The following is a 24834-nucleotide window of genomic DNA, read 5'->3' on the forward strand; positions in this document are numbered from 1 at the left end:
TTGTCGATTCGACGGTGCTCCCCGAGCGTGGGGAGGCCGGTGCGGGGCGCCGGTGACCCCGCGGGGCTCCGGCGCGCCCGGCGTGTCGGGGCCGGCTGACCGGGCTGCGAGGATGCGCCGGTGACCGACCGCACGCCGCTGGTGATCGACACCGACCCGGGCATCGACGACGCCCTCGCCATCCTGCTGGCGCTGGCCAGCCCGGAGGTGGACCTGCAGCTGGTCACCACGGTGCACGGCAACGTGGAGCTCGCGCAGGTCACCGAGAACGCCCTGCGGGTGCTGCACCTGGCCGGACGCTCCGACGTGCCGGTCGCCGCGGGCGCGCGGGCCTCGCTGGTGCACCCGCAGCCGGAGCGGGCCGGGCACGTGCACGGCCACGGCGGCCTGGGCGGGGTGGAGCTGGCGTCCTCGCCGGCGGCGGTGGACCCCCGCCCCGCCGTCGTCGCCCTCGCCGAGCTGCTACTGGCGTCCCCCACCCCGGTGACGGTCGCCGCGATCGGCCCGCTCACCAACATCGCGCTGCTGCTCGCCGTGTACCCGGAGGCCGCGGAGCGCATCGGCCGGCTCGTCGTCATGGGCGGGTCCGCGGCGCGCGGCGGGAACGTCACCGCCGCCGCCGAGTTCAACATCTGGTCCGACCCCGAGGCAGCGCAGGCCGTCCTCTCCTCCCCGGTGCCCACCGTCCTGGTGGGGCTGGACGTCACCCTGCCCACCGTGCTCGGCGAGCGAGGCATCGCCCGCTTCGCCGCCGCCGGCCCCGTCGGCCGCTGCGCCGCGGGGATCCTGCAGCAGTACCTCGACCACGCCCGGGACGCGTACGGCACCGCGGGCGTGGTGGTGCACGACGCGCTCGCGCTCACCGAGGCGATCGCGCCGGGCACCCTGGGCTCGGTGCGGCGCGACGTCGTGGTCGACACCACGCTGGGCGCGGGGCGGGGCCAGACCCTGGTCGACCGGCGGGCGGTCTCGTGCTCCCCGACCGCGGTGGAGGTGGCCGAGACGGTCGACAACGACGCCGCCGTGGAGTTCCTGGTCTCCCGGCTGGCGCGGCTGGACGGCTGACTAGCGGGTCTGCGTGCCCGCGACGATGCCGACGGCGATGTCGCGCAGCTTGCGGTTGTAGCGCTGGGACGCCTGCCGCAGGATCTCGAACGCCTGCTCGGCGTCGACGTGCTGCTGGGCCATGAGCACGCCCTTGGCCTGCTCGATGACGGCCCGCGACTCCATCGCCACCCGCATGTTGCGGGTCTGGTCGGCCAGCTGGGCGTGCGCATCGGCGTTGGCGACCGCCACGGCGATCACCTCCGCCGTCTCCAGACCCGCGGCCAGCGCCTCGGGCGTGGCGAAGGCGGCCGGCTGCGTCGAGTAGACGTTGAGCGCGCCGATCCAGGACCCCTGGTAGGGCAGCGGGATCGACAGGGAGCTGCGCACCTCCGTCTCGCGCACCCGGGCCACGTAGCGGGGCCAGCGCTCCTCGGTGCGCATGTCGTCGACGCGCAGCACCACCCCGCCGCGGCCGGCGTCGATGCACGGGCCGCCGTCCTCCGCGTACTGGATCTCGTCGGCCATCAGGGCCATCTCGCCGCAGTAGGCGGCGGTGAACGGCTTGTCGGCGCGGATCAGGGTGCTCGAGACCGCCTCGGCGCCGGGGATCGCGCGAGCGGCGATCGCGGTGATGTCGCCCAGGACGTCGCCCAGTTCCCGGCCGCCCAGGGCGACCCGGCTGAGTTCGCGCAGCACGTCGTCCACCGGCACAGTCTGCCTGGTGGCGGCCGGAACGCTCGCCCCCCTTCGCGCGCCGGGCCCGCATCGGTCAGGATGGTGCGGTCCGGGACGGGTCCCGGAGCGCCCTGCGGAGCGGACGCGAGAGGACGAGATGGCCGACGAGCTGGCCCACGAAGCGTGGCCGAGCGCGCCCGTCCCTTCCGTCCCCGGCGACGTCTGGCACTGGCAGCTCGAGGCCATGCAGGTGGTGTCCCGGGTGCGCACCGACCTGCGCGCGCGGATCGCCCACCCGTCGGTCTCCGCCGCCTCCACCGAGGACGCCCGGGACGGGCTGCTCCTGGTCTTCGAGGAGCTGGCGTCCAACGCGCTGCGGCACGGCGGGGGCGACGTGCGGGCGCTCGTGGTCGCCGGGCCCGCGGGCTGGCTGCTCGACCTCAGCGACGAGGCCCCCGACCGCCCGCCGGTGCCGGCCGTCGACCGCGACCCCGCCCTCGGCGGCATGGGGCTGCACCTCGTCGCCCAGCTCTCCGTCGACTACGGGTGGGAGCAGCGGCCCGGCCGCAAGCACGTGTGGGCGCTCCTGCCCTCCGGCAAGGAGACGGGCGAGCCGCTGCGCGAGCGGCTCCCCGAGCAGCGCTCCCCGGGGATCACGCGCGACTGAGCACGGTCGGCGAGGCGCCTGGCGGGGCCACCGTCACCGGTGCGGGAGCCGATCGATGAGCTCGAGCACCACCTCGTCCACCGCCCGCCCCGCGTCGATGCGGAGGCACGACCCGTCAGCCCACGGCGCAGAGGCCGCCGCACGTGCCAGCACATCAGCCCACGAGGGCTCGGGCACGTGCCCCTACGACTGAGCTGCGGAAACTGTCGGTGGTCGGCCCTACGGTGCAGGTGTGTTTATGGGCGAACCACCCCGCGGGCCGGAAGACGGCGTCCCGATCCCCTGGGTGCCCGACACGCACGCCCCCGGCCTGAGCGACCTCGAACTCGTCGCCGACATCTGGGCCGCCGACGCCCGCGAGGCCCGGCACGCCGCCGAGCGGGCGGAGGCGATCGCCGCGCTCGCCCGGCGCCGCTCCATCGAACGCGACCGCGACTTCGGCCCGCTGGGCGGTCCGGGGCTGGACAGCCGGCTCCGCCGATCCGAGGTGCTGGCCCAGGTCAGCGAGACCTTCGTGTCCGAGCTCGCGCAGATCCGCAACTGCTCCGAGGTCGAGGCCGAAGCCCTCGCCGTCGAATCGATCCTGCTCACCACCCGGCTGACGGGCACCTGGGACGCCCTCTACGCCGGCCGCATCGACGTGCGCAAGATGCGCGCGCTGGTCGACCTCCTGTCCACGGCCACGCCGGACGTCATCGCCGAGGTGGAACGCCGCGTCCTGCCCGACGCCGGCCGGCTCACCGTCGCCCAACTGCGCGCCCGCGTGCGCCGGGCGCTGGCCCGCCTGGACGCCGACGCCCTGGACAAGCGCCGCAAGCAGGCCGCCCAGCGGGCCGACGTCACCACCCGCCGCACCGGCGACGGGATGAGCCAGCTCGTCGCCGACCTCCCCGTCCACGTCGCCGCCGCCTGCGCCGACGCGATCGACCAGTACGCCCGCCTGCTGCGCGCCGACGGCGACTCCCGCCCCATCGGTGTTCTGCGCGCCGCCGTCGCCGCCGACCTGATCCTGCGCCCCTGGGACGACACCCGGCCTCCGGTCACCGCCGTCCTGACCATCCACGCACCGCTGCCCTCGCTGCACGACCCCGACGACGACGACGGCAGCAGCCAGCCGGCCGCCGACGTCGCCGGCGAGGTCGTCACCGCCGCGCAATGCCGGGAGATCCTGCACGAACTGGACATGCTCGGCGTCGGTGCTGCACCGGCTGGCGGGTGCGTTCAGGTGGCCATCGGGAACCCGGCCGACGGCCGGCTCGTCGCCGTCGCCACCCGCAGCCAGCTCCGCCGCGCCGCCGGTCACCGCCGCCCCACCCGCCGCGGAAGAACCGCCAGGACCCCCTCGCGCGGTGACCGAGAACCCGGCTCAGGGCTGGGCCCACCAGCACCGACAACCGCCTACGCACCGACCGCGGCGCAACGCCGCTTCCTGCACGTCCGCGACCGGCACTGCCGCATGCCCGGCTGCCGACGACGCCCCGGACGCTGCGACATCGACCACGGCACCCCCCACGCCGACGGCGGCCCCACCGACTGCTGGAACCTCTGCTGCCTGTGCCGCCGCCATCACCGCATCAAAACCTTCGCCCGCGGCTGGCGCTTCCACCTGCACAAAGACGGTCGCCTCACCGTCCGCACACCCAGCGGCGTCTCCCGCACCACCCGCCCACCCGGCTGGAGCCACGACCCCGAACCCGACCCACCCTGGCTCGACGAGCAAGCACCACCCGACCCGCAGCCCCGCTGAGCCGCGTCACCTCGCCCGGCTGACCGCGGCGCAGAAGCGGGCGGCGTCGGCCCGGACCTCGCCCATCGGGCCCAGCAGCTCGTCCTCCGCGACCTCCCGCACCGCCGCCCGCAACCGCCGATCCGCCGCACGGGCCCGCCGTCGCGCCCGCAGCGCCACCAGCGGTCTGCTCAGCAGCGCCAGCACGAGCCCGGCGAGCAGCCCGCCGACCAGCAGCAGGGTGGGCAGGGGGATCCCCTCGACCCGGGGCAGCGGCACGACGTCGTCGAGCTGGAGGAACCCGAGCGCGACGAGGGCCAGCAGCCACAGCGCGCCGACCAGCGCGGTGGCCAGGAGCAGCCACTGCAGCCCGGCGGCCGCCCGCTGCCACAGCGGCACCCGGTCCGGGCCCAGGTCCGCGCCCCCCACCGCGCGGTCCAGCGCATCGGCCAGGCGGTCCTCGCGGACCTCCGCCGTCCGCCGCAGCTCGTCCCGCCACGCCGGGGCCAGCCCCTCGCCGACGGCGTCGCGCGCCTCGCGGACGGCGGTCGCCATGCGGGCCCGCTCGACCGCCCCCGCCGCCGGCAGGGACGTGCGGGCGCGCTCGTCCCCGAGGTGCAGCCGCTCCAGCGGGTCCGCGCGCAGCCGGCGCGTCCACCGGACCGGTGGCCAGCCGGTGCGGCCGGTCCCCTCCCGCCGGGTCGAGCGCTCCACGGCGGCGGTCACGGTCGGGACGCCGGCCGCCGCGGCCAGGGCATCGGTGAGGTCGTCGGCCGGCTCGCGGGCCGGCTCGTCCCCGGCCGAGCGCCCCCACCGCCGCGACCGCCCGGCACCGTCCTCGGGGCAGTGCGCCGAGAGCTCCGCCGCGCTCCCGCGGACGTCGGCCAGCAGCCGCTCGGCGGCCGCCCGGCGGGCGCGCACGCGCCGGGCCAGCTCGCCGCGCAGCTCCGCCAGCCCGTCCCCCGTGCGGCCGGAGACCGCCAGCAGCGGGGTCGCGGCCAGCCCCTCCCGGTCCAGCAGGCCGCGCAGGTCGGTCAGGCAGGCGCGGGCGGCGGCGGCGTCGAGCCGGTCGACCTGGTTGAGCACCACCAGCAGCACGCCGGCGTGACCGGCCAGCGGCGCGAGGTACCGCTCGTGCACGGCCGCGTCGGCGTACTTCTGCGGGTCGAGCACCCAGACCAGGACGTCGACGAGCTCGACCAACCGGTCCACCTCCAGCCGGTGCTCCATCCGGACGCTGTCGTGGTCGGGGAGGTCGAGCAGCACCAGGCCGTCGAGCGCGGGCTCGGGTTCGCGCCGGTGCCGCCGCGGCACCTGCAGCCAGTCGAGCAGCCGGTCGGTCCCGTCGTCGGCGGTGCCCCACACCGTGGCGTGCGCGACGCCGGTCGTGGGGCGCCGCACGCCCGGCGTGCTGACCTCGCTGCCCGACAGCGCGTTGAACAGCGTGGACTTGCCGCTCCCCGTGGCGCCGGCGAGCGCGACGACGGTGGCGTCGCCCAGCGCCTCGCGCGCCCCGGCCTTGGCCAGCACCGCCCGGGCCCGGGCCACCTCGGGCGCCGCCAACCGCCCGTCGGCCACCTCGACCGCTTCCCGCAGCGCGGCCAGCCGGTCGGCCAGCCCGCGGTCGGAACCCCTCATGCGCGGCGCGCCTCGAGGAGCGCCCCGGCCGCGGCCCGCAGGTCGTCGGCGGCCTGGGGCGGGGGCGCCACGGCGACCACCAGCCCGTCGAAGAGGTCCTGCTCGTAGCGCAGCAGCGCCTCCGCCCGCTCGTCGAGGTCCGCCCGGGCCTGCTCGGCGAGCGACCGCACCGCGGCGTCGCCGAACACGGCCTCCAGCACCCGCTGGCCGACGGCGGTGGTGCCGCCCGCGACCGCGACCTCCCCGCCGAGCAGCCCGCCGGTCTGCGCGAAGACCGCGACCATGACCACCGCGCCGGTCCCGCTCACGCCCCACGACAGCAGCCGGGCCCGCGAGCGCTTGTCGGCGCCCTCGCTGCGCACCAGGTCCAGCACCGCGCCCTGCCAGTCGCGCACCTGCGCCGCGGCGGCCTCCGGGAAGTCGGGGGAGGCGGCGGCGAGCTCGCGCTCCCGGCCCACCAGGAGCGCCGGACCGGCCGGCAGCGAGCGCCAGGCCGTGACGGTCCGCTCGGCGGCGCGGTCGGCCTCGGCGCGCAGCAGCTGCTCGACGCTGCTCTCCAGCGCCCCGCGCAGGCTCTCCTCCGGAGCGGGGCGCCCGGTCAGCGCCGCGGCCACGCGGTCCCGCGCTCGGCCGACCCGGCTCTGCAGCGCCCGCATCCACTCCCCCGTGCCCACGAACTCCTGCCAGCGGGCCAGCACCTCACCGCGCAGCAGGCTGCCGCTGCGCACCCCCTGGTCGATCCCGTCCCGGGCGGTGTCGTACGCCGCGGCGGCGGCCTCCAGCAGCGCCCCGGCGGCGGCCTGCTGCTCCTCGACCGCCGCAGCGACGGCGGTGGTGCGCTGCTGCAGGCTGTCCAGCGCCCCGGAGAGGGTCTGGCGGACGACGGCCGCGCGCTGCTCCTGGTCGGCGGCCAGCCCGTGCAACCAGCCCCGCAGCGGCGCGACCTGGTCCTCGGGCAGCCGGCCGTCCTCGAGCGGGCGCTCCTCGACGACGAACAGCCGCGCGGAGGCCAGCCCGGCGTCCCGCAGCATGGCCGCGAGGTCGGCGGCGATCTCCGCGGCGGCCTCGGGCGGCACCCGGTCCAGGACGACGGCGAGCGCCGTCCCCCGCTGCTCGGCCGTGCGCAGCAGGTCCCACGGCACCGCGTCGGCGTAGCGGGCCGCGGTCGTCACGAAGACCCACAGGTCCGCGGCAGCCAGCAGCTGCCCGGCGAGGTCCCGGTTGGCGGTGACCACCGAGTCGACGTCGGGGGCGTCGAGCACCGCCAGCCCCTCCGGCACGTCGTCCCGGACCACGAGCTGCAGGGTCCCCGGCCCGCCGTCGCCGCCGGTGACCCGCGCCAACCCCGGCAGCACGCGGTCGCCGGAGAAGCTGGCGGCGTCCGCGCGGGAGCACACCAGCACCGGGGCGCGGGTGGTCGGGCGCAGCACGCCGGCCGTGGTGACGGGCGCGCCCACCAGGCTGTTGACCAGCGTGGACTTGCCGGCGCCGGTGGAGCCACCGACCACGGTGAGCAGCGGGGCGTCCAGGTCGCTCAGCCTGGGCAGCAGGTAGTCGTCGATCTGGTCGGTGACGCCCCGGGCGGTGCGGACGGCGTCGTCGCGGCCCGCCGTCGTGAGCGCCAGGGGGACGGCCGCGACCTGATCGCGGAGCACCGAGAGGGCCTCGGTCAGACGAGGCGGCGACGGGATCACGCTGCTGCTCTGCCCCGGGACGGCGTCGGCTACCCGCCCGATCCCCGGCAGGTCACTCCGCCAGGCGCGCACGTTCCTCGCGGAGGGCCTGGAACACCCGGCGCCGCACCCGGTCCTGCTCGCGTTCCTGGACGTCGAGGAAGCGGATGCTCAGGACCCAGCGCGCGCCTCGGGCGTGGACGCGCATGACCTCGCCCCGGGCGGCGAGCGGGCCGTCCTCGAAGCGGATCGTCAACGCCATCGTCGTCCCGACGTCCGGCAGCATGCCGAACCCCTCGAACTGGACGCGCAGGCCGGCCTCGCTGACGTCCAAGGTCTCGCCCGTGAGCTCCACCGCGCCCAGGTCGGCCTCGACGGGGACGACGACGCGCCCGCGCACCGCCACCCGGCGCTGGCTGTGCTCGGCCGGGCCGGTCGCGCTCAGCCGCCAGCGCACGACGGCACCCGCCTGCACGTCGAGGACCTCCGCCGGCAGCATCCGGTGGCCGTTCTCGCTGCGCCAGTAGACCTCGACGGCGTCGCCGGGCTCGACGACCGAGCCCTCCACGAACTCGCTCGCGGAGGGGCGCACGGAGATGACGCCCTCGTGGACGACCTCCACCCGGGCGCTGACGGCGACGTCGGTGCCGGAGAGCCGCACCTCTGCCTCGGTCTGCTCCGTCGGGTGGTCCGCGCCGGGAACGCTGCTCATGGTCCTCTTCCGCTCATCCGGTGCTCGGCCGGCGATCTCCCCGCTCGTCCGCCCGGGAACGGTAACCGGCGGCGACGGGCGCGCCGGGGGACGGTCGGCCGACGCGCCGGGGCGGACCGGTCCCCCTCAGCCCGCCGGAGCGGGCGCCGGCGGCGCGACCCCGGCGCCGACGGCGTTGCGCGTGGTCTTGGCCCGGTAGAGCTGGGCCAGCAGCACGCCGGTCCGCTTCTGCTCGCGCTCCAGCCGGACCCGCGTGTGCAGGTCGCGGCGGTCGAGGGCGTGGTGCCGCAGGTGGGCGAGGACTGCGATCGACGAGGCGGTGGCGAGGTGCACGGTCGGTCAGCCGCCGCGGCGCGCGGTGAACCCGGCCACGAAGTCCCGCAGGCTGCGGGTCGGGCGCAGCCAGGCGCCGTCCGGCGGGAGCGCGTCGAGGCGGACCCGGTCCAGCGGCTCGACGAAGGCGCCCGGGACGTCCTCGATGTCGATGAACTGGAGGAGGTCCGACCCGATCGCGTAGCCGGCCACCTCGCTGAAGGCGACGACGACGACCTCGGTGCCCTGCCGGACGAGGTCCTCCAGCGGCTCGGCGAAGTTGCGCCCGTCGCCCGAGAAGACCACCAGCCGCCGCAGCCGGTGGCTGTGCGCCCGGACGGCGATGTGGTCGAGCATGTCCTGGTCGATGTCGTCGTCCGGCTGGCTCTTCGGGCGGGCGAACACCGAGTAGCCGAAACCGCGCAGCGCCTCGACCCACCGCTGGAGCGAGCCGGGCTGCGGGGGGATGTTGGCGAACACGCAGGCCTCGACGTCGGGGGCATCCGTCGACGCCGGGTCGCCCGCGCCCTCGACGAACCAGGCCGCGATGGCGTCGAAGCGCGGCCGGGAGGCCGCCGTCGGCCGGGCGCCGATCACCGTCGACAGGGTCATGTCGATGTTGGGGGCGTCCCAGATGAGCAGGTCCAGGGCGGACCGCGACCGGCCGTCGTCGACGGGGCCGGCCGGCTGCTCGGTGGGCTCGGGCGCGGCGGCCTCGGAGATGTCCAGCACGGGGACAGTCTGCCCGGGCGGGCCGGCCGTCGTCCCCGCGGGCGGCGCGGCGGGCTCGGTGGCGCGGGGCGGGCCGGCGGGCGCGGTGGCGCGGCGGCCGGGGCGGCGCAGGTTCACCCGAGCGCGGGGACGGCGCGCCCGGCCATCGCCAGGGCGCAGAGGTCCCCGCCGGCCTGCTGCACCTCGCGCACCCAGGCGGGCAGCCGCTCGGCCGGCATCGGGTGACCCAGCAGCCAGCCCTGAGCCATGTCGCAGCCGGCCTCGCGGACCATCCGCAGGTGGTCGGGGGTCTCGATCCCCTCGGCCACCGAGCGGATGCCGAGCGTCCGGGTGAGCCCGACGATGGCCGCGAGCACCGCGCCCGTCTCACCGGCGGCCACCCGCTCGGCGGCGGCGAGCAGCGACCGGTCGATCTTCAGCGTCCCGATGGGGAGCGCGAACAGCTGCGCCAGGGACGACCAGCCGGTCCCGAAGTCGTCGATCGCGACGCGGACGCCGAAGCCGCGCAGGACCGACAGCTGGTCCTCCGCGCGGGTCGGGTCCTCGGCGACGCTCGTCTCGGTGAGCTCGAGCACGAGCTGGTCGGCCGGGAGACCGGAGTCCTGCAGGGCCAGCCGCACGTCGCGCACCAGCGTCTCGGTGGAGAAGTGCCGGGCGCTGACGTTCACCGACATCCGCAGCGAGAGCCCCGCCGCGGCCCACTCCGCCGCCTTGCGGGTGGTCTCGCGGAGCAGCCAGCGGGTGATCGGGATGATCTGCCCGGTCTCCTCGGCCACGGAGAGGAAGGTGTCCGGCGAGAGCAGCCCGCGCTCGGGGTGCTGCCAGCGCACGAGCGCCTCCACGCCGTCGATCTCGCCGTTGTCCAGGCGCACCACCGGCTGGTAGTGCACCACCAGCTGGTCGATGGCGTCCCCGCGCAGGCGGGTGGCCACCTCCAGCCGCCACCGGGCCGCCTCGCGCAGCGCCGGGGAGAACAGGTGCACGCGGTCCCGGCCCGAGCTCTTCGCGGCGAACATGGCGGCGTCGGCGTCGCTGAGCAGGTGGTGGGCGTCCCGGACCTCGGGCCGGGCCACCGCCACGCCGATGCTGGCGCTCAGCGGCACGGAGATCTCCCCGGCGGCGAAGGGGCGGCCGAACGCCGTCTGCAGCCGGAAGGCGAGGGCCGCGGCCTCGGCGGAGTCGCAGCCGTGCGCGAGGACCACGAACTGGTCGGCGCCCAGACGGGCCACGGTGTCCCCCGGGCGGAGCTGCTCGGAGAGCCGGCCCCCGACCAGGCGCAGCAGCTCGTCGCCGACCTGGTGGCCCAGCGAGTCGTTGACGGTCTTGAAGGCGTCGAGGTCGACGACGAGCAGCGCGATGCCGCCCCGGTGGTCGGCGCGCAGCGCCTCACCGGTGAGCTCGAGCAGCCGAGCGCGGTTGGGCAGGCCGGTCAGGTCGTCGTGCTGCGCCCGCCAGAGCAGGTCCTCGCGGGCCCGCACCTGCTCGGTGACGTCGTTGTGCGTGATGACGATGCGGCCCTCGCGGTCGACCCGGGTCGCCTGCAGGTGGAACCAGGAGATGCCCTGCCGCGTCCGGCAGGAGTAGTCGTAGGCGAAGCTCCGCCCGTCGGAGCGGGAGGTGTCGTCCAGCAGCGCCCTCAACCCCTCGGCGAGCCGGGCGTGCTCCGCCGGCGCCAGGCCGCGGGTCATGACCTCGAGGTAGTCCTCGCCCTCGCGGCCGGGCCAGGAGATCTCGGGCAGCAGCTCCTCGCCGTTGCGGAACCAGGCGCGGTTGGCGGATGTGATCCGGCCGTCGGGGCCGATCAGCACGGTGGGCGAGGGCAGGGCCTCGAGCACGGCCGTGAGCCCGCGGATCTGGTCGTCGCGCTCCTGGTCGGTGCGCCGGCGGACGTCGATGTCGCGGAACAGCACCGCCGCCCCGGCGGGGTCGGGGAACATCCGCACCTCGTACCAGCGGGAGCGCGGCTCGTAGAAGAAGTGGAACTCCCGCGCGCGGCCGTCGGCGAGCAGCTCGCGGTACTGCTCCTCGGCGAGCGAGCCGCGTAACGCGGGGAAGGCGTCGCGTGCGTCCCGGCCCAGCAGGTCGTCGGCCCGGTGCCCGAGCAGCCGCTCGGCCGCCTCGTTGAGGTAGGCGAAGCAGCCCCGTGAGTCGAGGCGGTACACCGCGTCGGGGACACCGCTCAACGGGTCGGGTCGGCGCTCCGGGGACCGGTCGTCGCCTGGTTGCACGCTGCCCGCTCTCGTCCAGTTGGTCGTCCAGCGCGCTCGCGCGGACGCCGGGGGGCACGGGCCGCTCGCGAACACGACGGGCAGCACCCGAGCCGTCCCCGAGAGTAGTAGCCCGCGACCGATTCCTCAGAGGGCGGCGACCTCGGACCGCCGGACGATCTCGCCCACGGCGGTGCCGGCGGGCAGGGTGCCCAGGACGGTGCCGGCCTCCCCGCCCAGGCGGGAGGCGCAGAAGGCCTCGGCGACCGGCGTGGGCGCGTACCGGAGCAGCAGCGAGCCCTGCAGGCAGAGGGCGAGCGATCCGGCGATGCGGCGCGCCCGGAACGGCAGGCCGTCCCGGTCGCCCAGCTCCGCGGACAGCCGCTTCACCGCGTCGTCGAAGCGGCGGTCGGCCCCCAGGGCGAGCTCGAGCTCGGCGGTGACGGCGGCCAGCGACTCCGAGCTGCGGTCCAGCGCCCGGAGGACGTCGAGGGCGATCACGTTGCCCGAGCCCTCCCAGATGGAGTTCAGCGGCGCCTGCCGGTAGAGGCGCGGCAGGCCGGACTCCTCGACGTAGCCGTTGCCACCGAGGACCTCCATCGCCTCCGCCACGACACCGGGGGCGCGCTTGCACACCCAGAACTTCGCCGCCGCCCCCGCGAGGCGCAGGAACGCGGCCTCGCCGTCGTCCACCGCCGCCGCGAGCCGGATCGCCAGCGCCGTGGCGGCCTCGCTCTCCACCGCGAGGTCGGCGAGCACGTTCTGCATGAGCGGCTGGTCGGCGAGCAGGGCGCCGAAGGCGCGCCGGTGCCGGGCGTGGTGGCCGGCCTGGGTCAGCGCCGCGCGCACGGTGGCGGCCGAGCCGAGCACGCAGTCCACCCGGGTCATGTTGACCATCTCGATGATCGCGGGGACGCCCCGCCCGGGCTCCCCGACCAGCTCCCCCGTCGTCCCGTCGAACTCGACCTCGCTGGAGGCGTTGGAGCGGTCGCCGAGCTTGTCCTTGAGACGTTGCACGTGGAACACGTTGCGGCTGCCGTCGGGGAGGACCCGGGGCACGAGGAAGCAGGAGACGCCCTCCTCGAGCTGGGCGAGGACCAGGAAGAGATCGCTCATCGGCGCGCTGGTGAACCACTTGTGCCCGGTGAGCCGGTAGGTGCCGTCGGCCTGCGGGACGGCGCGGGTGGTGTTCGCGCGGACGTCGGACCCGCCCTGCTTCTCCGTCATGCCCATGCCGGCGACGAGCCCGCGCTTGGCGGCGGGATCGGCGAGGCCGAACTGGTAGGCCCGCGCGGTGAGCCCGGGCTCGTAGCGGGCGGCCAGGACGGGGGCCCGGCGCAGCGCGGGGACCACCGCGTAGGTCATCGTCGTCGGGCAGCCGTGGCCCATCTCGACCTGCGTCCAGCCCAGGTAGCCGACGGCGCGGCGGACGTGCGCGTGCGGGCGCGGGTCGGCCCACGGCGCGCCGGCCAGCCCGTGCTCGAACGCCGTCCGCATCAGCTCGTGCCAGGCGGGGTGGAAATCCACCTCGTCCACCCGGTGGCCGTACCGGTCGTGGGTGCGCAGCCGCGGCGGGTTCTCGTTCGCCAGCCGGCCCCACTCCTGCGCCTGCTCGCTGCCCGCGAGCCGGCCCAACCCGGCCAGCGACGCGAGCGTCGCCTCGTCGGCGTGCCGGCGGCAGGCGTCGGCGAGCGCGGCGTCCCCGGCGATCGGGTCGTGCCCGACCAGCGGCGGGGCCTGGTTGGTGACCTCGTGGGTGGCGGGCATGACGGCACGGTAATCGAGCGGGGGGCGCCCTCCGGCCCCGTTCCGCCCGCCGGAGGGCGTTCAGGCGCGCACGAGGCGGGCCAGGGCCAGGCGGGCGGTGGGGGCGTACGCCAGGACCAGCGGGGCCGGCCCGGAGAGCCGCAGCCCGGTGGTCGTCCCGCCGGCGGGCCCCTCGGCGACCCAGTGCAGCAGCCGCACCTGCAGCGGCCCGACCGCCACCCGCCACGACCACCGCCGGGCGGCCTCGTCGACCTCCTCCACGGTGAAGGGCACCGCCAGCCCGAGGGGACCGAGGACACGGCCGGACAGCCCCGGGGCCAGCCGGTCGGCCGGGACCTCCACGCCGGTGATCTGCGGCGACCAGCCGGGCCAGCGGGCCGGCACGGCGTACCGCTCCCAGACCTCGGTGGGCGGGGCGGTGCCGGTCGCGTGCAGGGTCAGGGTCGTCACCGCCCGGAGGTGCCCCGGCCGGCCGCGCCGGACACCTGCGCCGTCAGGCCGGGGGGCCGCCCAGCAGCAGCGACCGCAGGAGGTGCATCGCCATCGTCACGGAGCGCTGCCGCACGGCCGTCCGGCTGCCCGGGACCGCGAGCGAGCGCTCCTCGACCCGGTCGGGCCCGACGACGCACAGGTGGACGGTCCCCACGGGCTTGGCGTCGGTCCCGCCGCCGGGGCCGGCGATGCCGGTGATCCCGACGCCGATGTCGGCCCCGAACCGGGCGCGGACGCCCTCTGCCAGCGCGCGGGCGACCTGCGGGCTGACCGCGCCGTGCTCGGCGAGCAGCGCGCCGGGCACCCCGAGCAGGGCCTCCTTGGCGCCGTCGGCGTAGGCGGTGACCCCGCCCAGCACGGCGGCGGAAGAGCCGGGCCGCTCGGTGAGCCGGGCGACGAGGAGCCCACCGGTGCACGACTCCCCCGCGGCGATGGTCAGCCCCCGCTCGGCGAGCGCGCCCGCGACCAGCTCGTCGAGGGTCGGGCCGGTGGAGAAGAGCGTGCCGGCGTACCGCTCGGCCAGCAGCGCGGCCAGCCGGTCGTAGGCGGGCTGGGCCGCGGCCGGGAACCGGGTGACGATCTCGAGCTCGCCCTCGCGGAGGCAGGTGGTGATCTCCAGGCCGCCGAGCTCCGGCTCGGCCTCGCGCAGGGTGGCGGCCAACTGGGCCTCCAGCGTGCCCCAGAGCCGCAGCGTCTCCTGCCGCAGCTCCGCAGCGCCCGCCAGCGCGGCGCGGGTCGGCGCCGCCGCGGTGGCCGCGGACCACATGCCGCGCAGCTCCCCCGGGGGCCCGGGGAGCACGAGCACCGGTGGCCCGGTCCGGCCCGCCGCCGGGGGGACGACGAGGCCGGGCGCGGTGCCGACCGGCTCGAGCACGGTGGCCCCCTCGGGCACCAGCGCCTGCTTGCGCACCCCCGCCGCGGTGGACGCCGGATCGGCGCGCCAGCCCCGGCGGGCCATGAGCCGCTCGACCATCCGGCCGATCCGCTCCTCCAGCGCCGGGTCGAGAGCGAGCGCCCGGCCCTGGAACTCGCCCACCACCTGCGCGGTCAGGTCGTCGGCGGTGGGTCCCAGACCGCCGGTGGTGATCAGCAGGTCGGCGCCGGTACCGGTCAGGAAGGAGAGCGCGGCCACCAGGTCCTCGGGCCGGTCGCCGACGACGACCACGTGGCCGACGTCGACACCCAGCCGGCGCAGCTGCTCGGCGAGCCACGGGCCGTTCCGGTCGGCCACCCGGCCGGTGAGGACCTCGGTCCCGGTGACGACGATTCCGGCGCGCGTGACCACGGCCCGACCCTAGGGGCGCGCGCCCGGTCCGGCAGGCGGGGGCGTCCCCTCCTCCGGGTGGCGCACGGACCACCGGGCCCGGCGCGGCTAGCGTGCTGGCTGCACCGCCGGCGACCGGTGGTCCGCCGGAGCACACCTGGAGGCACCCGTGAGCACGTCGTCAGAACAGCAGACCCCCACCGCTCAGCCGACGACCCAGGAGCTCCCGGTGGCCGCGCCGGCCTCCGGCACGCCGACGACGGTGCAGCAGCTGCCGCCGCCCTCGGCGCCCGTCCGGCCCCCGGCGCCGCAGCCCGCCCCGTCCACGGCTGCCGGCCCCGCGGCCCCCGTCGGCGCGGCCCAGCCGACCGGGCCGGTCGACTTCATTCCCGGCCTGCCCGGTGCGGGCACCTCGACCCCTCCCCCGGACGCCGCCCCCGCGGAGCAGCCGCGCGCGCCCCGCGACCGGACCGCCCTGGCCGGCGTCGGCCTGGTGGGGCTCTCCGTGGTCCTCCTCGAGCTCGGCCTGACCCTGCGCTTCGGCACGGAGTCCGCGTGGTCGGCCATCCCGCTCTGGTCGGCGTTCGCCACCGTCTGCGCCCTGCTGGGCCTGGCCGCGTTCGCCGGCGCCGTCCCGGCCGCCCGGCGGCTCGGCGCCCGGACGGGCTGGCGGATCGCCGCCGGCGGCCTCACCGGCCTGGCCGTCTTCTGGGTGCTGGTCGTGCTGCCCGGTGCCGGGACCGACCGTGGCTTCCTGCTCACCGCCGCGCTCGGCGCCCTCGGCGGGGCGCTCTGGCTGGGCGCGGGCGGGACGGACCGGGCGGACGGGGCAGCGCCCCGCGGCTGACCCGCTAGCCGCGGCCCCGGCCGTTGCCCCCGCCGTTCCCGTTGCCGCCGGCGTCGCCGCTCCCGTTCCCACCCCCGTTGCCGTTGCCGTTCCCGGACCGGTCGTCACCCTGCCCGTCGTCACCCTCGCCGTCGTCACCCTCGCCGTCGTCGCCCTCGCCGTCGTCGCCACCGCCGCCGTCCCCCACCGGCACCGGGACGGGAACCACCGGCGCCTCGGGTGCGGGGGCCACGGGCGCCGGGGCGGGCTCCGGCTGCGGTGGTGCGATCGCGTAGGTGACCGTGACGACCGTGCCTCGGGCGACCGCGCCCACCGGCGAGAGCTCCAGCACGTGGTCGGCGGGGACCGCGGCGCTCTCCCGGCCGACCAGCTCGACGCCCAGGCCGGCGTCGGCCAGCTCGCCCTCCACCTCGGCCACCGGGCGGCCGACGAAGTCGGAGGCCGCGAGGGTCACCGGCTCGGGGGCTTCGCTGGTGCCGGTCCCGGGGTCGGCGGGGGCGTCCGCCCACACCTGCAGGGCGGCGACGCCGAGCCCGATCCCGACCACGAGGGCGGCCAGGGGCGCGAGGAGGCGCCGCCGGAGCGACCGCGGCGCCGGGACCGCGACGGCGAGCGGATGGGTCGCCGCCGGCCGGGGCACCGGCACCAGCGGCCGGCCGGCGCGGACGTCGTCGACGGCATCCCGGAAGGCGGCACCGTCGGCGAAGCGCTCGGCCGGGTCCTTGAGCAGCGCCCGGTCGACGAGCGTGCGCACCTGCTCCGGGACGTCGGTCGGCAGCGGCGGCGGCTCCTCGCGGAGCTGGCGCAGCGCGATGTGCACCGAGTTGTCGCCGTCGAAGGCACGGTGGCCGGCGAGGCACTCGTACCCGATCATGCCGAGGGCGTAGACGTCGCTGGCCGGGCCGGCCTTGCTGCCACCGGCCTGCTCCGGGGAGAGGTAGTGCGCGGTGCCCACGACCTGGCCGGTCTGGGTGAGCGGCGCGCTCGCGGCCGACCAGGCGATGCCGAAGTCGGTGATCTTCACGGTGCCGTCGTGGCCGACCAGCACGTTGCCCGGCTTCACGTCCCGGTGCACCAGGCCCGCGGCGTGCGCCGCGGCCAGGCCGGCCGCGGTCTGGTGCAGCACGTCCAGGGTGCGGTCGACACCGAGCCGGCCCTCCCGCTGCAGCACCTGGGCCAGCGACTCCCCCTCGACGAGCTCCATGACGAGGTAGGCGAGGGCCTCGCCGTCGCCGTCGGTGGTCTCGCCGTAGTCGAACAGGGCGGCGATGTTGCGATGGGTGAGCAGGGCGCTGTGCCGGGCCTCCGCGCGGAAGCGGGCCAGGAAGGTCGGGTCGCCGGCGTACTCGCTCCGCAGCACCTTCACGGCCACGGACCGCCCGAGGACGACGTCCCGGGACCGCCAGACCTGCCCCATGCCGCCGGTCGCGAGCAGCGAGAGCAGTTCGTAGCGACCGCTCAGCAGGCGCGACGACGGCGGCCGGTGCCGCAGGCTCACGGCAGCGTCGTGGCGCTGGACGACGTCGTGGTGGAGGGCGTGGTGCTGGCGGTGGTCCGGCTGGGCTCCGTCGTCGTCGGGGTCGGCGACGTGGTCGGGGTCGGCGACGGGTCGGTGGTCGGGGTCGGGGTCGGGGTCCCCGGGAGGCTGGTCGTCGTGCTGGCCGGCGCGCTGCTGCTGCCACCGGTGCCGGTGCCGGTGCCGGTGCCGGTGCCCGCAGTGGTCGTCGCGGGGGCCGGGGCCTCGGTCGTCGGCGCGCTGGAGGGGACCTCCTGGTCGACCGCGGCACCGGTCACCGCCGGCGCACGGCGCTGCTCCGACGTCTCCGAGGCGGTGGCGTAGCGGAGGACCACCTGGTCACCGGCGCGCAGCGGGCGCCCGGCGGGCTCTACCCCGGTGACCCGGTCGGGGACGACGTCGTCGCGCACCTCCGCCCGGACGGTGACGGTCAGACCAAGATCGGCCAGCCGGTCGGCCACCTCGCCCACCGGCCGGCCGAGGTAGTCCTCCGCCGCCAGCACGATGCTGCCGTCGATGCGCTCCGTGGCCGCGGCGGCGCTGTTCGGCGGCGCCCCCTGGGTCAGCGTCTGCAGCAGGGTCGCGGTGATCCCCGCGCCGGCCAGCAGTCCGATGAGGGGCAGCAGGACCACCGCGAGCCGACCGCGCCGCCGGGCGACCGGGGGGCGGGCGCCCCGGGACCCGGGGCGCTCCCCGGTGGGCGGTCCGCCCGCAGGACGCGCCGGTGCGGCGCGGCGCCGCCGCGGGACGGCGTCGACGGCCACCGTGCCCGGATCGAGCCGGCGACCGGCCTGCACGTCGGCGACGGCGGCGGCGAAGCTGGCGCCGTCGGGGTAGCGCGCGGCGGGGTCCTTGACCAGCGCGCGGCCGATCAGCGTCCGGACGCCGGGAGGCAGCTCGCCCGGCAGCGGGTCGGGGTCCTCCTGCACCTGCTTCAGCGCGATGGTGACGGCGTTGTCGCCCTCGAAGGCCGGGTGCCCGGTGAGGCACTCGTAGCCGATGAGCCCGAGCGCGTAGACGTCGCTCGCGGGGGTGGCGTGCCGGCCCTCGGCCTGCTCGGGGGAGAGGTACTGCGGCGTGCCGATGACCTGGCCGGTGCGGGTGAGCGCGACGCTGCGCGCCGACCAGGCGATCCCGAAATCGGTGATCTTCACGGCGCCGTCGGGACGCACGAGGATGTTGCCTGGCTTGACGTCGCGGTGCACCAGCCCGCTCCGGTGGGCCTCGGCCAGCGCGGCGGCGGTCTGCCCCAGCAGGGAGAGCGTCGTCTCCGGGCCCAGCCGGCCCTCCCGGCGGAGCAGCGCCGAGAGCGGCTCGCCCTCCACCAGCTCCATCACCAGGTAGGCGAGGGTCTCCCCCGACCCGTCCCGGGCGGTCTCCTCGCCGTAGTCGTAGACGGCGGCGATACCGGGGTGGTTGAGGGCGGCGGCGTGCTGGGCCTCGGCCCGGAAGCGGGCGACGAACGTCGGGTCGCCGGTGTATTCACTGCGCAGGACCTTGACGGCGACCGGGCGGTGCAGGGCCTCGTCGAGCCCGCGCCAGACCTGCCCCATGCCGCCGGCGGCGATCAGCAGCTGCAGTTCGTAGCGGTCTCCCAGGCGCCTGCGTCCTGGTTCCACCACGGGGGTCACTCCTCGTCCGTCCGGCCCAGCGCACGGGCCGTGGCGCCGCGCGACTGGGTCATCGTCCACTACCACCGAGGATGCCCCCTCCTGCCCCAGGAGCCCCGCCCGCCACACCGGCGTGCCGGTTGCAGTTCGTGCACGGAGGGCTACCCCGCCTGTCGCCCGGGCCGCCGGCGGGCGACTCCGCCGTCCTCGGCCTCGCGGTGCGCAGCCCGCCTCGCCGCGCACCACGAGGACGACGTGCGCGCGGCCGGACCGGCCCCGCACGCGGGCGGGACGCCGCCTGGCAAGGTGACCGCCGACAGGGCCGCGCCGTGCGGCCGACCGCGACCGGAAGGCGGGGCGCCGATGCCCGACACCGTGACCCGGGAGGACGCCGACGGCGTCGCGACCCTCACCCTGCTGCGCCCCGGGCTGACCCACGCCTCGCGCGGCGAGCTGCTGGCCGCGGTGCGCGACGTCGCGGCGGACGACTCGGTGCGCGCGGTGCTGCTCACCGGGACCGGCCGCGCGTTCTGCGTCGGGCAGGACCTGGGCGAGCATCTGGCGGAGATGCAGGGGGGCGTGGAGGCGCCGCTCTCGGTGGTGGAGCGGGAGTACAACCCGCTGGTGCTGGCGCTGGCCGGCCTGCGGGTGCCGGTGGTGGTCGGTATCAACGGCGCCTGCGCGGGGGCGGGGCTGGGCCTGGCCCTCGCCGGCGACCTGCGGGTGGCCGCGGCGGGCGCGAAGTTCACGACCGCGTTCACCGGCATCGGCCTGTCGAGCGACTCGGCGCTGGCGGCCCGGCTGGTGCACTGCGTCGGCGGCTCGCGCGCCACCGAGCTGCTGCTGCTGCCCGAGCCCTTCCTGGCCGAGACCGCCGCGGAGTGGGGGCTGGTGCACCGCGTCGTGGCGCCGGAGCAGGTACTGCCCGAGGCGCAGGAGCTGGCGGCCCGGCTGGCCGCGGGCCCGACCGCCGCCTACCGGGCCGTGAAGACGGTCCTCGCGACCGCCGCGACCGACTCGCTGGAGGAGACGCTGGCCCTCGAGGGGCGGCTGCAGGCCGAGGTGGGGCAGTCCGCCGACCACCGCGAGGCCGTCGAGGCCTTCATGGAGAAGCGCGCGCCGCGGTTCACCGGCCGCTGAGGCAGCCGGGTCGCGGGACGGGTGCACCTGCCGCCGGGCGGGCGGGGCCGGCGGCAGGGCGATCAGGGGGTCGCCGTCGCCGGCGACGCCGTCACCGGGCGAGCGCGACGCAGGCCGGGCAGACGTCGGAGGCCTGCACGGGCCACGGCTGCTCGGGGGTGACCCGGGCCAGGGAGCCGCAGACGGTGAGCTCGCAGGCGCTGTCGACCTCGGCCGGCGGCCGGTGCAGCTCCACGGCGTGCCACAGCGCGGCGGTGGGCCCGTGCGCGCGGCTGCGGGCGGCGGCGAACGCGGTGCTCTGCAGCATCATGCGGAAGAGGTCGGCAGCCGGGCGGCCGCGGGTGATCGAGACGAGGAGCCGGCTGCCCCGGAAGGGTGAGCCGCGCGGCCCGGGTGCAGGATCGCGGCATGGAGCTCACCAAGCACGGGCACGCCTGCGTGGTCCTCTCCGACGGCGACCGCCGGCTGGTGGTCGACCCGGGCGCCTTCACCGACCCGGTGGCGCTCGAGGGCGCGACGGCGGTGCTGGTCACGCACGAGCACGCCGACCACTTCGTCGCCGACCGCCTGCGGGCGGCGCTGGAGGTCGAACCGTCGCTCGAGGTCTGGACCAACCGCTCCGTGGCGGCGGCGCTCGAGGGCGCCGGGAGCCGGGTGCACGTGGTGGGGGCCGGCGACGCGGTGACGGTCGCCGGGTTCGAGGTGCAGGTGCACGGCGAGCTGCACGCGGAGATCCACCCGGAGCTCCCCCGGGTGGCCAACATCGGCTTCCTCGTCGACGAGCAGGTCTTCCACCCCGGCGACGCCTTCACGGTGCCCGGGACGCCGGTCCCGACGCTTCTCCTGCCGCTGCACGCACCCTGGTCCCGCACGGCGGAGGTCATCGACTACGTGCGCGAGGTGCGGGCCGACCAGGTGTTCGCGGTGCACGACGGGCTGCTCAACGACACCGGGATCGGCGTCCTGAGCGGGCTGCTGGGGGAGCGGGGCCCGGGGACCCCGACCCCCTTCGGCCGGCTGGCGCCCGGGGAGTCCGTCGAGCTCTGAGCCGACGGACCCCCCGGGACGGGGTCAGCGGCGGACGGAGCGGCTGTTGCGACCCGTTATCGTCGAGGCGGCCACGACCAGCACCGCCGCGACGATGATGGAGATGATCCACCGGATCCAGTCGATGCCGCGCGTGTCGTCGACCCCCAGGGCACCGGCCAGGTAGTAGCCGATGAGCACACCACCGATGCCGCACAGCAGCGTCAGCCACAGGGGTGTGTTGTCACGCGTGCCCGGGGCGACGAACTTCCCCAGCAGGCCGATGATGAGACCCGCGATGATCAACCCGATGATCTCCATAGCCAACTCCTCAGTGATCCGCCCGGCGTGCGCGGTCCCGGCGGGGTGCCGGGTGTGCCGCCGGGGCACGAGGAGTTCCGTACCCGCGCTCTTTACGGTGATGCGTCATTCCCTCGATCGAGGTGGTGATCACGGCCTCTCGGAGGTATGCGCCGCCGCCACGTGCGCGGGCACCTTGGCCAGCTCGGCGTCGACGGTCCGCTGCACGAGCCGGCGCACGGCCGCCCGGGTCAGCCGGCGGACGACCCGGCTGCCACCGGTGGGCTCGTGGCCGATCGTGATGGAGATGCGCGTGCCGCCGTCGGCGGTGTCGGCCAGCTCGATCTCCGTCGTCCACGTCTCGGGGGTGAGTTCCAGGCGCGTGGCCACCCGCGAGAGCGGCTCCCAGGTGAGGATCTCGCCGCGCGGCGAGCCGGCGCGGGGCGCGGCGCCGTCCAGCCGGCCCGGGGCGCAGACGAAGGTCGTGCCGACTCGGGGAGTCGCACCGGGGCGGTCCAGCAGGTAGGAGACGTCGCAGACGGCGCAGTAGGGCTCGAGCACCGCAAGCGCACGCCACACCTCCGCACGGGGCTGCGGCACCTCCCGGGTACCGGTCGCCGTCGTCCGCACGTCAGCGCCCGCCCACGGAGACCTCGAACTCGACCTGGCTGACGTCGGGCCGCAGCCGCGAGAAGCTGTGCACCTGCGGCCGGCCGTCGCTGTCGCGCACCGTGGTGCGCACGACGAGCAACGGCGAACCGGCGACCACGCCCAGCGCCTCGGCCTCGTCGGGCGCCGCGGTGCCGACGTCGACGACGATGCGGGCGTGCGCGAGGTCCGCCGAGTACTCCCGGCGCAGGTAGTCGTAGAGGGACCCCTCGCTGAAGTCGGCGTCGAGCGCCCCCGGGTAGGCGTCGGCCGGTAGGAAGCTGTGCGCGACGTGGTTCGGCGTGCCGTCGACGCTGCGCAGCCGCACGAGCTCCACCACGTCGGTCGCGGGCTCCAGCTTCAGCTCGGTGGCCACCGTCGGCGGCACGGGCACCACGCGCTGGGTCAGCACCGTGGTGCCGACCTGGGCCCCCTGCTCGGTCATCACCGAGTTGAAGCCCGCGATGCGGTGCACGAAGCTCTCGCGGTACTCGTGCCGGATGGCCGGGCGGGTCACGTAGGTGCCCCGCCCCTGCTCCCGGACGAGGTGCCCGTCGGCGACCAGCCCGTCCACGGCCCGGCGCAGCGTGATGCGGCTGACCCCGTACTCGGCGCAGAGGACCGGTTCCGGCGGCAGCAGCGTCTGCTCGGGCAGGGCGGCGACCCGGCGGCGGAGGTGCTCGCGGACCGACAGGTACTTCGGTCCGGCTACAGGGCTCACCACGGGGTCGAAGGTACTGCCCGAGGAGACGTCTGGTCGTCATGTCGTATGAGACGTCACACCTGCACGCCGTGGGGTGTGCCACATCGTGGGCCGGGCGGCATCCCGTACGGTGGTGGCAGCCATGCCGCCGACGAACGATGATCTGCGCGTGACGGGCTCACCGGACTGGCGTCGGCGCAGGTGGGAGGCCACCCACGAGCGCATCCTCGAGGCCGCGCTCGCGCTGTTCGACGCCGAGGGGTACGACCAGGTGCCGATCGGGCGCATCGCGGCCGCCGCGGGGGTGTCGGTACCGACCTTCTACGCGCACTACCCGAGCAAGGACCACCTGGTCATGCGGCTGCTGGCGCCCGAGGAGGTGGCCGAGCTGATCGCCCGCCAGCCTGCTGAGCTGTCCCTGGGCCCGCGCATCCGCTCGGCGGCGATGGACCTGGTGAGCGGCGCGGGCGCCGAGGAGCGCTCCCGGCTGTACGCCCGTTGGCGGGTCGTCGCCGGAAACCCCACCCTGCGGCACCGATCGGGCGAGTTCGAGCGGAAGACGGCAATCATGGTCGCCGAGGCCAGTGCCCGGGACGGCAAGATCCGCCCGGCCGACGTCGTGGTCGCCGGCGCCCACCTGGCCGCATTCACCACCGGTCTGCTGCTCTGGGCCGACAGCGGCGGCGACCGCGAGCTGGAGGACTGCCTCGTCGAGGCGTTCGACGCCCTCGCCGAGACCTGAGCATCGGTCAGCGGGCAGGGGCGCGGAGCTCCACCACGGTGACCTCCGGGCGGGCCCCGACGCGCATGGGAGGCCCCCAGTACCCGGCCCCCGAGGTCACGTACAGCTGGGTGTCGCCGTGCCGCGACCAGCCCTCCACCGCGGGCTGGTCCAGCCGCACGGCGTAGTCGAAGGGCCAGAGCTGCCCGCCGTGGGTGTGCCCCGAGAGCTGCAGGTCCACCCCGGCTGCCGCGGCCTGCTGGACCTGCACCGGCTGGTGGGCCAGCAGGACCACGGGGGTGCTCTCGTCCCGCCCGTCCAGCGCCGCGTCGAGATCCGCGCCGTGGCCGGGCAGCCCCGAGGCCGCCGCCGTCCGGTCGTCGATCCCGGCCAGGTCGAAGGACGCGCCACCGCGGCGGATCGCCACCCGTTCGTTGCGCAGCACGTCCACGCCGAGGGTCGGCAGGTGCCGCATCCACGCCTGGGTGTCGACGAAGTACTCGTGGTTGCCGGTGACGAAGTAGACGCCCTGCTGGCTCACGAGGTCCGCCAGCGGGGCGACGTCCTCGCGCAGCTCGTCGACCCCGCCGTCGACCAGGTCACCCACGATGGCGACCACGTCGGGGCGCTGCTGGTTGACCAGCTCCACCACCCGCTCGAAGCGCCGGCCGCCGTAGGTGGCCGACAGGTGGCCGTCGGAGAAGGTGACGATCCGCAGCCCGTCCAGCGCCGGGTCCAGCCCGCGCAGGGTCACCGGGACGCGCCGCACGACGGGCGCCGAGTTGGCGACGTACGCGCCCGTGCCCGCGGTGCCGAGCGCCACCGCGCCGGCGGTCACCGCCAGCCCGCGGGCCAGGAAGCGCCGCCGGTCGATCGCCGGGGCCTCGCGGTCCGCGAGGACGACACCGCGGCCAGGTGCCGTCCCCCCGTCGGGCGGAGCCGCTGCGTCGTCCCTGCCCGAACTCCTCCGGGGCCCGCTCGGGACGACCTCCCTCTCCGTTCGCCGGATCCAGAGGGTGCCCAGCAGGCGCACCGGCTCCAGCACCACCAGCGCCAGGACGGCGTAGAGGGCGATACCGAGCCAGACGAACCCGACCCAGCTCAGCGGCGCGGCCGCGTCGATCGGGAGCACCCCGCGGGAGAGCACCGCCGCCACCGGCAGCACCGCCAGGACCACGGTGAGCAGGGTCAGCCGGCGGCGCAGCCGGCCGGGCGCGGTGGTGCTGCGGACCAGCCGGAACCACAGGTAGGTGTGCAGGAGCCCCACGGCCAGCAGGACGACGGTCCCGAAGCCCAGCAGGCCGATGAGCGACAGGACGACCTCCGGCGGATCGGGCGGCACGGCGGAACCGGGGCGGTGCGCCGCTGCAGAGGATGGACGACGGACGGGCGTGCGGCGTTCCCGGGTGTG

General features: G+C 76.6%; 24 protein-coding genes. 7 read left to right on the top strand and 17 right to left on the bottom strand.

The window, feature by feature from the left end; translation table 11 throughout:
* Positions 1-120: 120 nt before the first annotated feature.
* Positions 121-1065 carry a nucleoside hydrolase gene (locus ACI794_RS09905; RefSeq protein WP_456616286.1) on the top strand — a complete coding sequence of 315 codons (945 nt, stop codon included), beginning with the start codon at positions 121-123 and terminating at the stop codon, positions 1063-1065.
* On the opposite strand, the gene ACI794_RS09910 is transcribed toward ACI794_RS09905, so the two are convergent.
* Positions 1066-1752 carry an ANTAR domain-containing protein gene (locus ACI794_RS09910; RefSeq protein WP_456603391.1) on the bottom strand — a complete coding sequence of 229 codons (687 nt, stop codon included), beginning with the start codon at positions 1750-1752 and terminating at the stop codon, positions 1066-1068.
* A gap of 127 nt (positions 1753-1879) precedes the next feature.
* On the opposite strand from ACI794_RS09910, the gene ACI794_RS09915 reads away from it, so the two are divergent.
* Both ACI794_RS09915 and ACI794_RS09920 read left to right on the top strand, forming a co-directional pair.
* On the top strand, positions 1880-2389 hold the full coding sequence (locus ACI794_RS09915) for an ATP-binding protein (protein WP_456603392.1): 510 nt from the start codon (positions 1880-1882) through the stop codon (positions 2387-2389).
* A gap of 238 nt (positions 2390-2627) precedes the next feature.
* Positions 2628-4136 (top strand): DUF222 domain-containing protein, encoded by a 1509-nt coding sequence (locus tag ACI794_RS09920; RefSeq protein WP_456616287.1) that lies wholly within the window; start codon positions 2628-2630, stop codon positions 4134-4136.
* Positions 4137-4142: 6 nt separating this feature from the next.
* Here the strand turns inward: ACI794_RS09920 and ACI794_RS09925 are convergent, their stop codons facing one another.
* From ACI794_RS09925 to ACI794_RS09965, 9 genes are all read right to left on the bottom strand, one after another.
* Positions 4143-5753, bottom strand: coding sequence for a GTPase (locus tag ACI794_RS09925; RefSeq protein ID WP_456603394.1), 1611 nt, complete (start codon positions 5751-5753; stop codon positions 4143-4145).
* On the bottom strand, positions 5750-7447 hold the full coding sequence (locus ACI794_RS09930; protein WP_456616288.1) for an ABC transporter: 1698 nt from the start codon (positions 7445-7447) through the stop codon (positions 5750-5752). Before ACI794_RS09930 ends, ACI794_RS09925 begins: the two co-directional genes overlap by 4 nt.
* Before the next feature lie 52 nt (positions 7448-7499).
* Positions 7500-8138, bottom strand: coding sequence for a PilZ domain-containing protein (locus ACI794_RS09935; protein WP_456616289.1), 639 nt, complete (start codon positions 8136-8138; stop codon positions 7500-7502).
* Between the two features lie 126 nt (positions 8139-8264).
* Positions 8265-8471 carry a hypothetical protein gene (locus ACI794_RS09940; RefSeq protein WP_456616290.1) on the bottom strand — a complete coding sequence of 69 codons (207 nt, stop codon included), beginning with the start codon at positions 8469-8471 and terminating at the stop codon, positions 8265-8267.
* A gap of 6 nt (positions 8472-8477) precedes the next feature.
* Positions 8478-9182 carry an NYN domain-containing protein gene (locus tag ACI794_RS09945; RefSeq protein ID WP_456603398.1) on the bottom strand — a complete coding sequence of 235 codons (705 nt, stop codon included), beginning with the start codon at positions 9180-9182 and terminating at the stop codon, positions 8478-8480.
* A gap of 113 nt (positions 9183-9295) precedes the next feature.
* Positions 9296-11410: a putative bifunctional diguanylate cyclase/phosphodiesterase gene (locus ACI794_RS09950; RefSeq protein ID WP_456616291.1), complete on the bottom strand. Its 2115-nt coding sequence runs from the start codon at positions 11408-11410 to the stop codon at positions 9296-9298.
* 126 nt (positions 11411-11536) lie between these two features.
* A complete protein-coding gene (locus tag ACI794_RS09955) occupies positions 11537-13156 on the bottom strand; it encodes an acyl-CoA dehydrogenase family protein (protein ID WP_456603400.1) in 1620 nt (539 codons plus the stop codon).
* A 60-nt stretch (positions 13157-13216) separates the two neighbouring features.
* Positions 13217-13606 carry an SRPBCC family protein gene (locus ACI794_RS09960; RefSeq protein WP_456603401.1) on the bottom strand — a complete coding sequence of 130 codons (390 nt, stop codon included), beginning with the start codon at positions 13604-13606 and terminating at the stop codon, positions 13217-13219.
* Between the two features lie 43 nt (positions 13607-13649).
* Positions 13650-14933, bottom strand: a complete 1284-nt coding sequence (locus ACI794_RS09965) for a competence/damage-inducible protein A (RefSeq protein WP_456616292.1) — start codon at positions 14931-14933, stop codon at positions 13650-13652.
* Positions 14934-15081: 148 nt separating this feature from the next.
* On the opposite strand from ACI794_RS09965, the gene ACI794_RS09970 reads away from it, so the two are divergent.
* Positions 15082-15759: a hypothetical protein gene (locus ACI794_RS09970; RefSeq protein ID WP_456603403.1), complete on the top strand. Its 678-nt coding sequence runs from the start codon at positions 15082-15084 to the stop codon at positions 15757-15759.
* A gap of 4 nt (positions 15760-15763) precedes the next feature.
* On the opposite strand, the gene ACI794_RS09975 is transcribed toward ACI794_RS09970, so the two are convergent.
* Together ACI794_RS09975 and ACI794_RS09980 are read right to left on the bottom strand one after the other, a co-directional pair.
* The gene (locus ACI794_RS09975; protein WP_456616293.1) at positions 15764-17257 is read right to left on the bottom strand and encodes a protein kinase domain-containing protein; all 1494 of its coding nucleotides are present in this window, start codon (positions 17255-17257) and stop codon (positions 15764-15766) included.
* Positions 17254-18897 carry a protein kinase domain-containing protein gene (locus tag ACI794_RS09980; protein WP_456616294.1) on the bottom strand — a complete coding sequence of 548 codons (1644 nt, stop codon included), beginning with the start codon at positions 18895-18897 and terminating at the stop codon, positions 17254-17256. The genes ACI794_RS09975 and ACI794_RS09980 overlap by 4 nt, the downstream gene beginning before the upstream one ends.
* A 351-nt stretch (positions 18898-19248) precedes the next feature.
* Here ACI794_RS09980 and ACI794_RS09985 point away from each other — a divergent pair, with 351 nt between their 5' ends.
* Complete coding sequence (locus ACI794_RS09985) at positions 19249-20025, top strand: enoyl-CoA hydratase-related protein (protein WP_456616295.1); 777 nt, start codon at positions 19249-19251, stop codon at positions 20023-20025.
* Positions 20026-20116: 91 nt separating this feature from the next.
* Here ACI794_RS09985 and ACI794_RS09990 read toward each other — a convergent pair whose 3' ends face one another.
* A complete protein-coding gene (locus ACI794_RS09990; protein WP_456604132.1) occupies positions 20117-20335 on the bottom strand; it encodes a hypothetical protein in 219 nt (72 codons plus the stop codon).
* Positions 20336-20433: 98 nt separating this feature from the next.
* Between ACI794_RS09990 and ACI794_RS09995 the strand changes: the two genes are divergently transcribed.
* Positions 20434-21072 (top strand): MBL fold metallo-hydrolase, encoded by a 639-nt coding sequence (locus ACI794_RS09995; protein ID WP_456616296.1) that lies wholly within the window; start codon positions 20434-20436, stop codon positions 21070-21072.
* 24 nt (positions 21073-21096) lie between these two features.
* Here the strand turns inward: ACI794_RS09995 and ACI794_RS10000 are convergent, their stop codons facing one another.
* The 3 genes from ACI794_RS10000 to ACI794_RS10010 all read right to left on the bottom strand — a co-directional run bounded on the left by ACI794_RS10000 (position 21097) and on the right by ACI794_RS10010 (position 22723).
* Entirely contained in the window at positions 21097-21372 is a 276-nt protein-coding gene (locus ACI794_RS10000) for a GlsB/YeaQ/YmgE family stress response membrane protein (RefSeq protein WP_456604130.1), read from the bottom strand.
* Between the two features lie 129 nt (positions 21373-21501).
* Entirely contained in the window at positions 21502-21930 is a 429-nt protein-coding gene (locus tag ACI794_RS10005) for an SRPBCC family protein (protein ID WP_456616297.1), read from the bottom strand.
* A 52-nt stretch (positions 21931-21982) separates the two neighbouring features.
* The gene (locus ACI794_RS10010) at positions 21983-22723 is read right to left on the bottom strand and encodes a GntR family transcriptional regulator (RefSeq protein ID WP_456582165.1); all 741 of its coding nucleotides are present in this window, start codon (positions 22721-22723) and stop codon (positions 21983-21985) included.
* A gap of 148 nt (positions 22724-22871) precedes the next feature.
* Between ACI794_RS10010 and ACI794_RS10015 the strand changes: the two genes are divergently transcribed.
* A complete protein-coding gene (locus ACI794_RS10015) occupies positions 22872-23444 on the top strand; it encodes a TetR/AcrR family transcriptional regulator (protein ID WP_456604128.1) in 573 nt (190 codons plus the stop codon).
* Positions 23445-23451: 7 nt separating this feature from the next.
* Here the strand turns inward: ACI794_RS10015 and ACI794_RS10020 are convergent, their stop codons facing one another.
* Positions 23452-24765, bottom strand: a complete 1314-nt coding sequence (locus ACI794_RS10020; protein ID WP_456604127.1) for a metallophosphoesterase — start codon at positions 24763-24765, stop codon at positions 23452-23454.
* Positions 24766-24834: the final 69 nt, after the last annotated feature.

Source organism: Blastococcus sp. SYSU DS0541 (genome assembly GCF_054050875.1).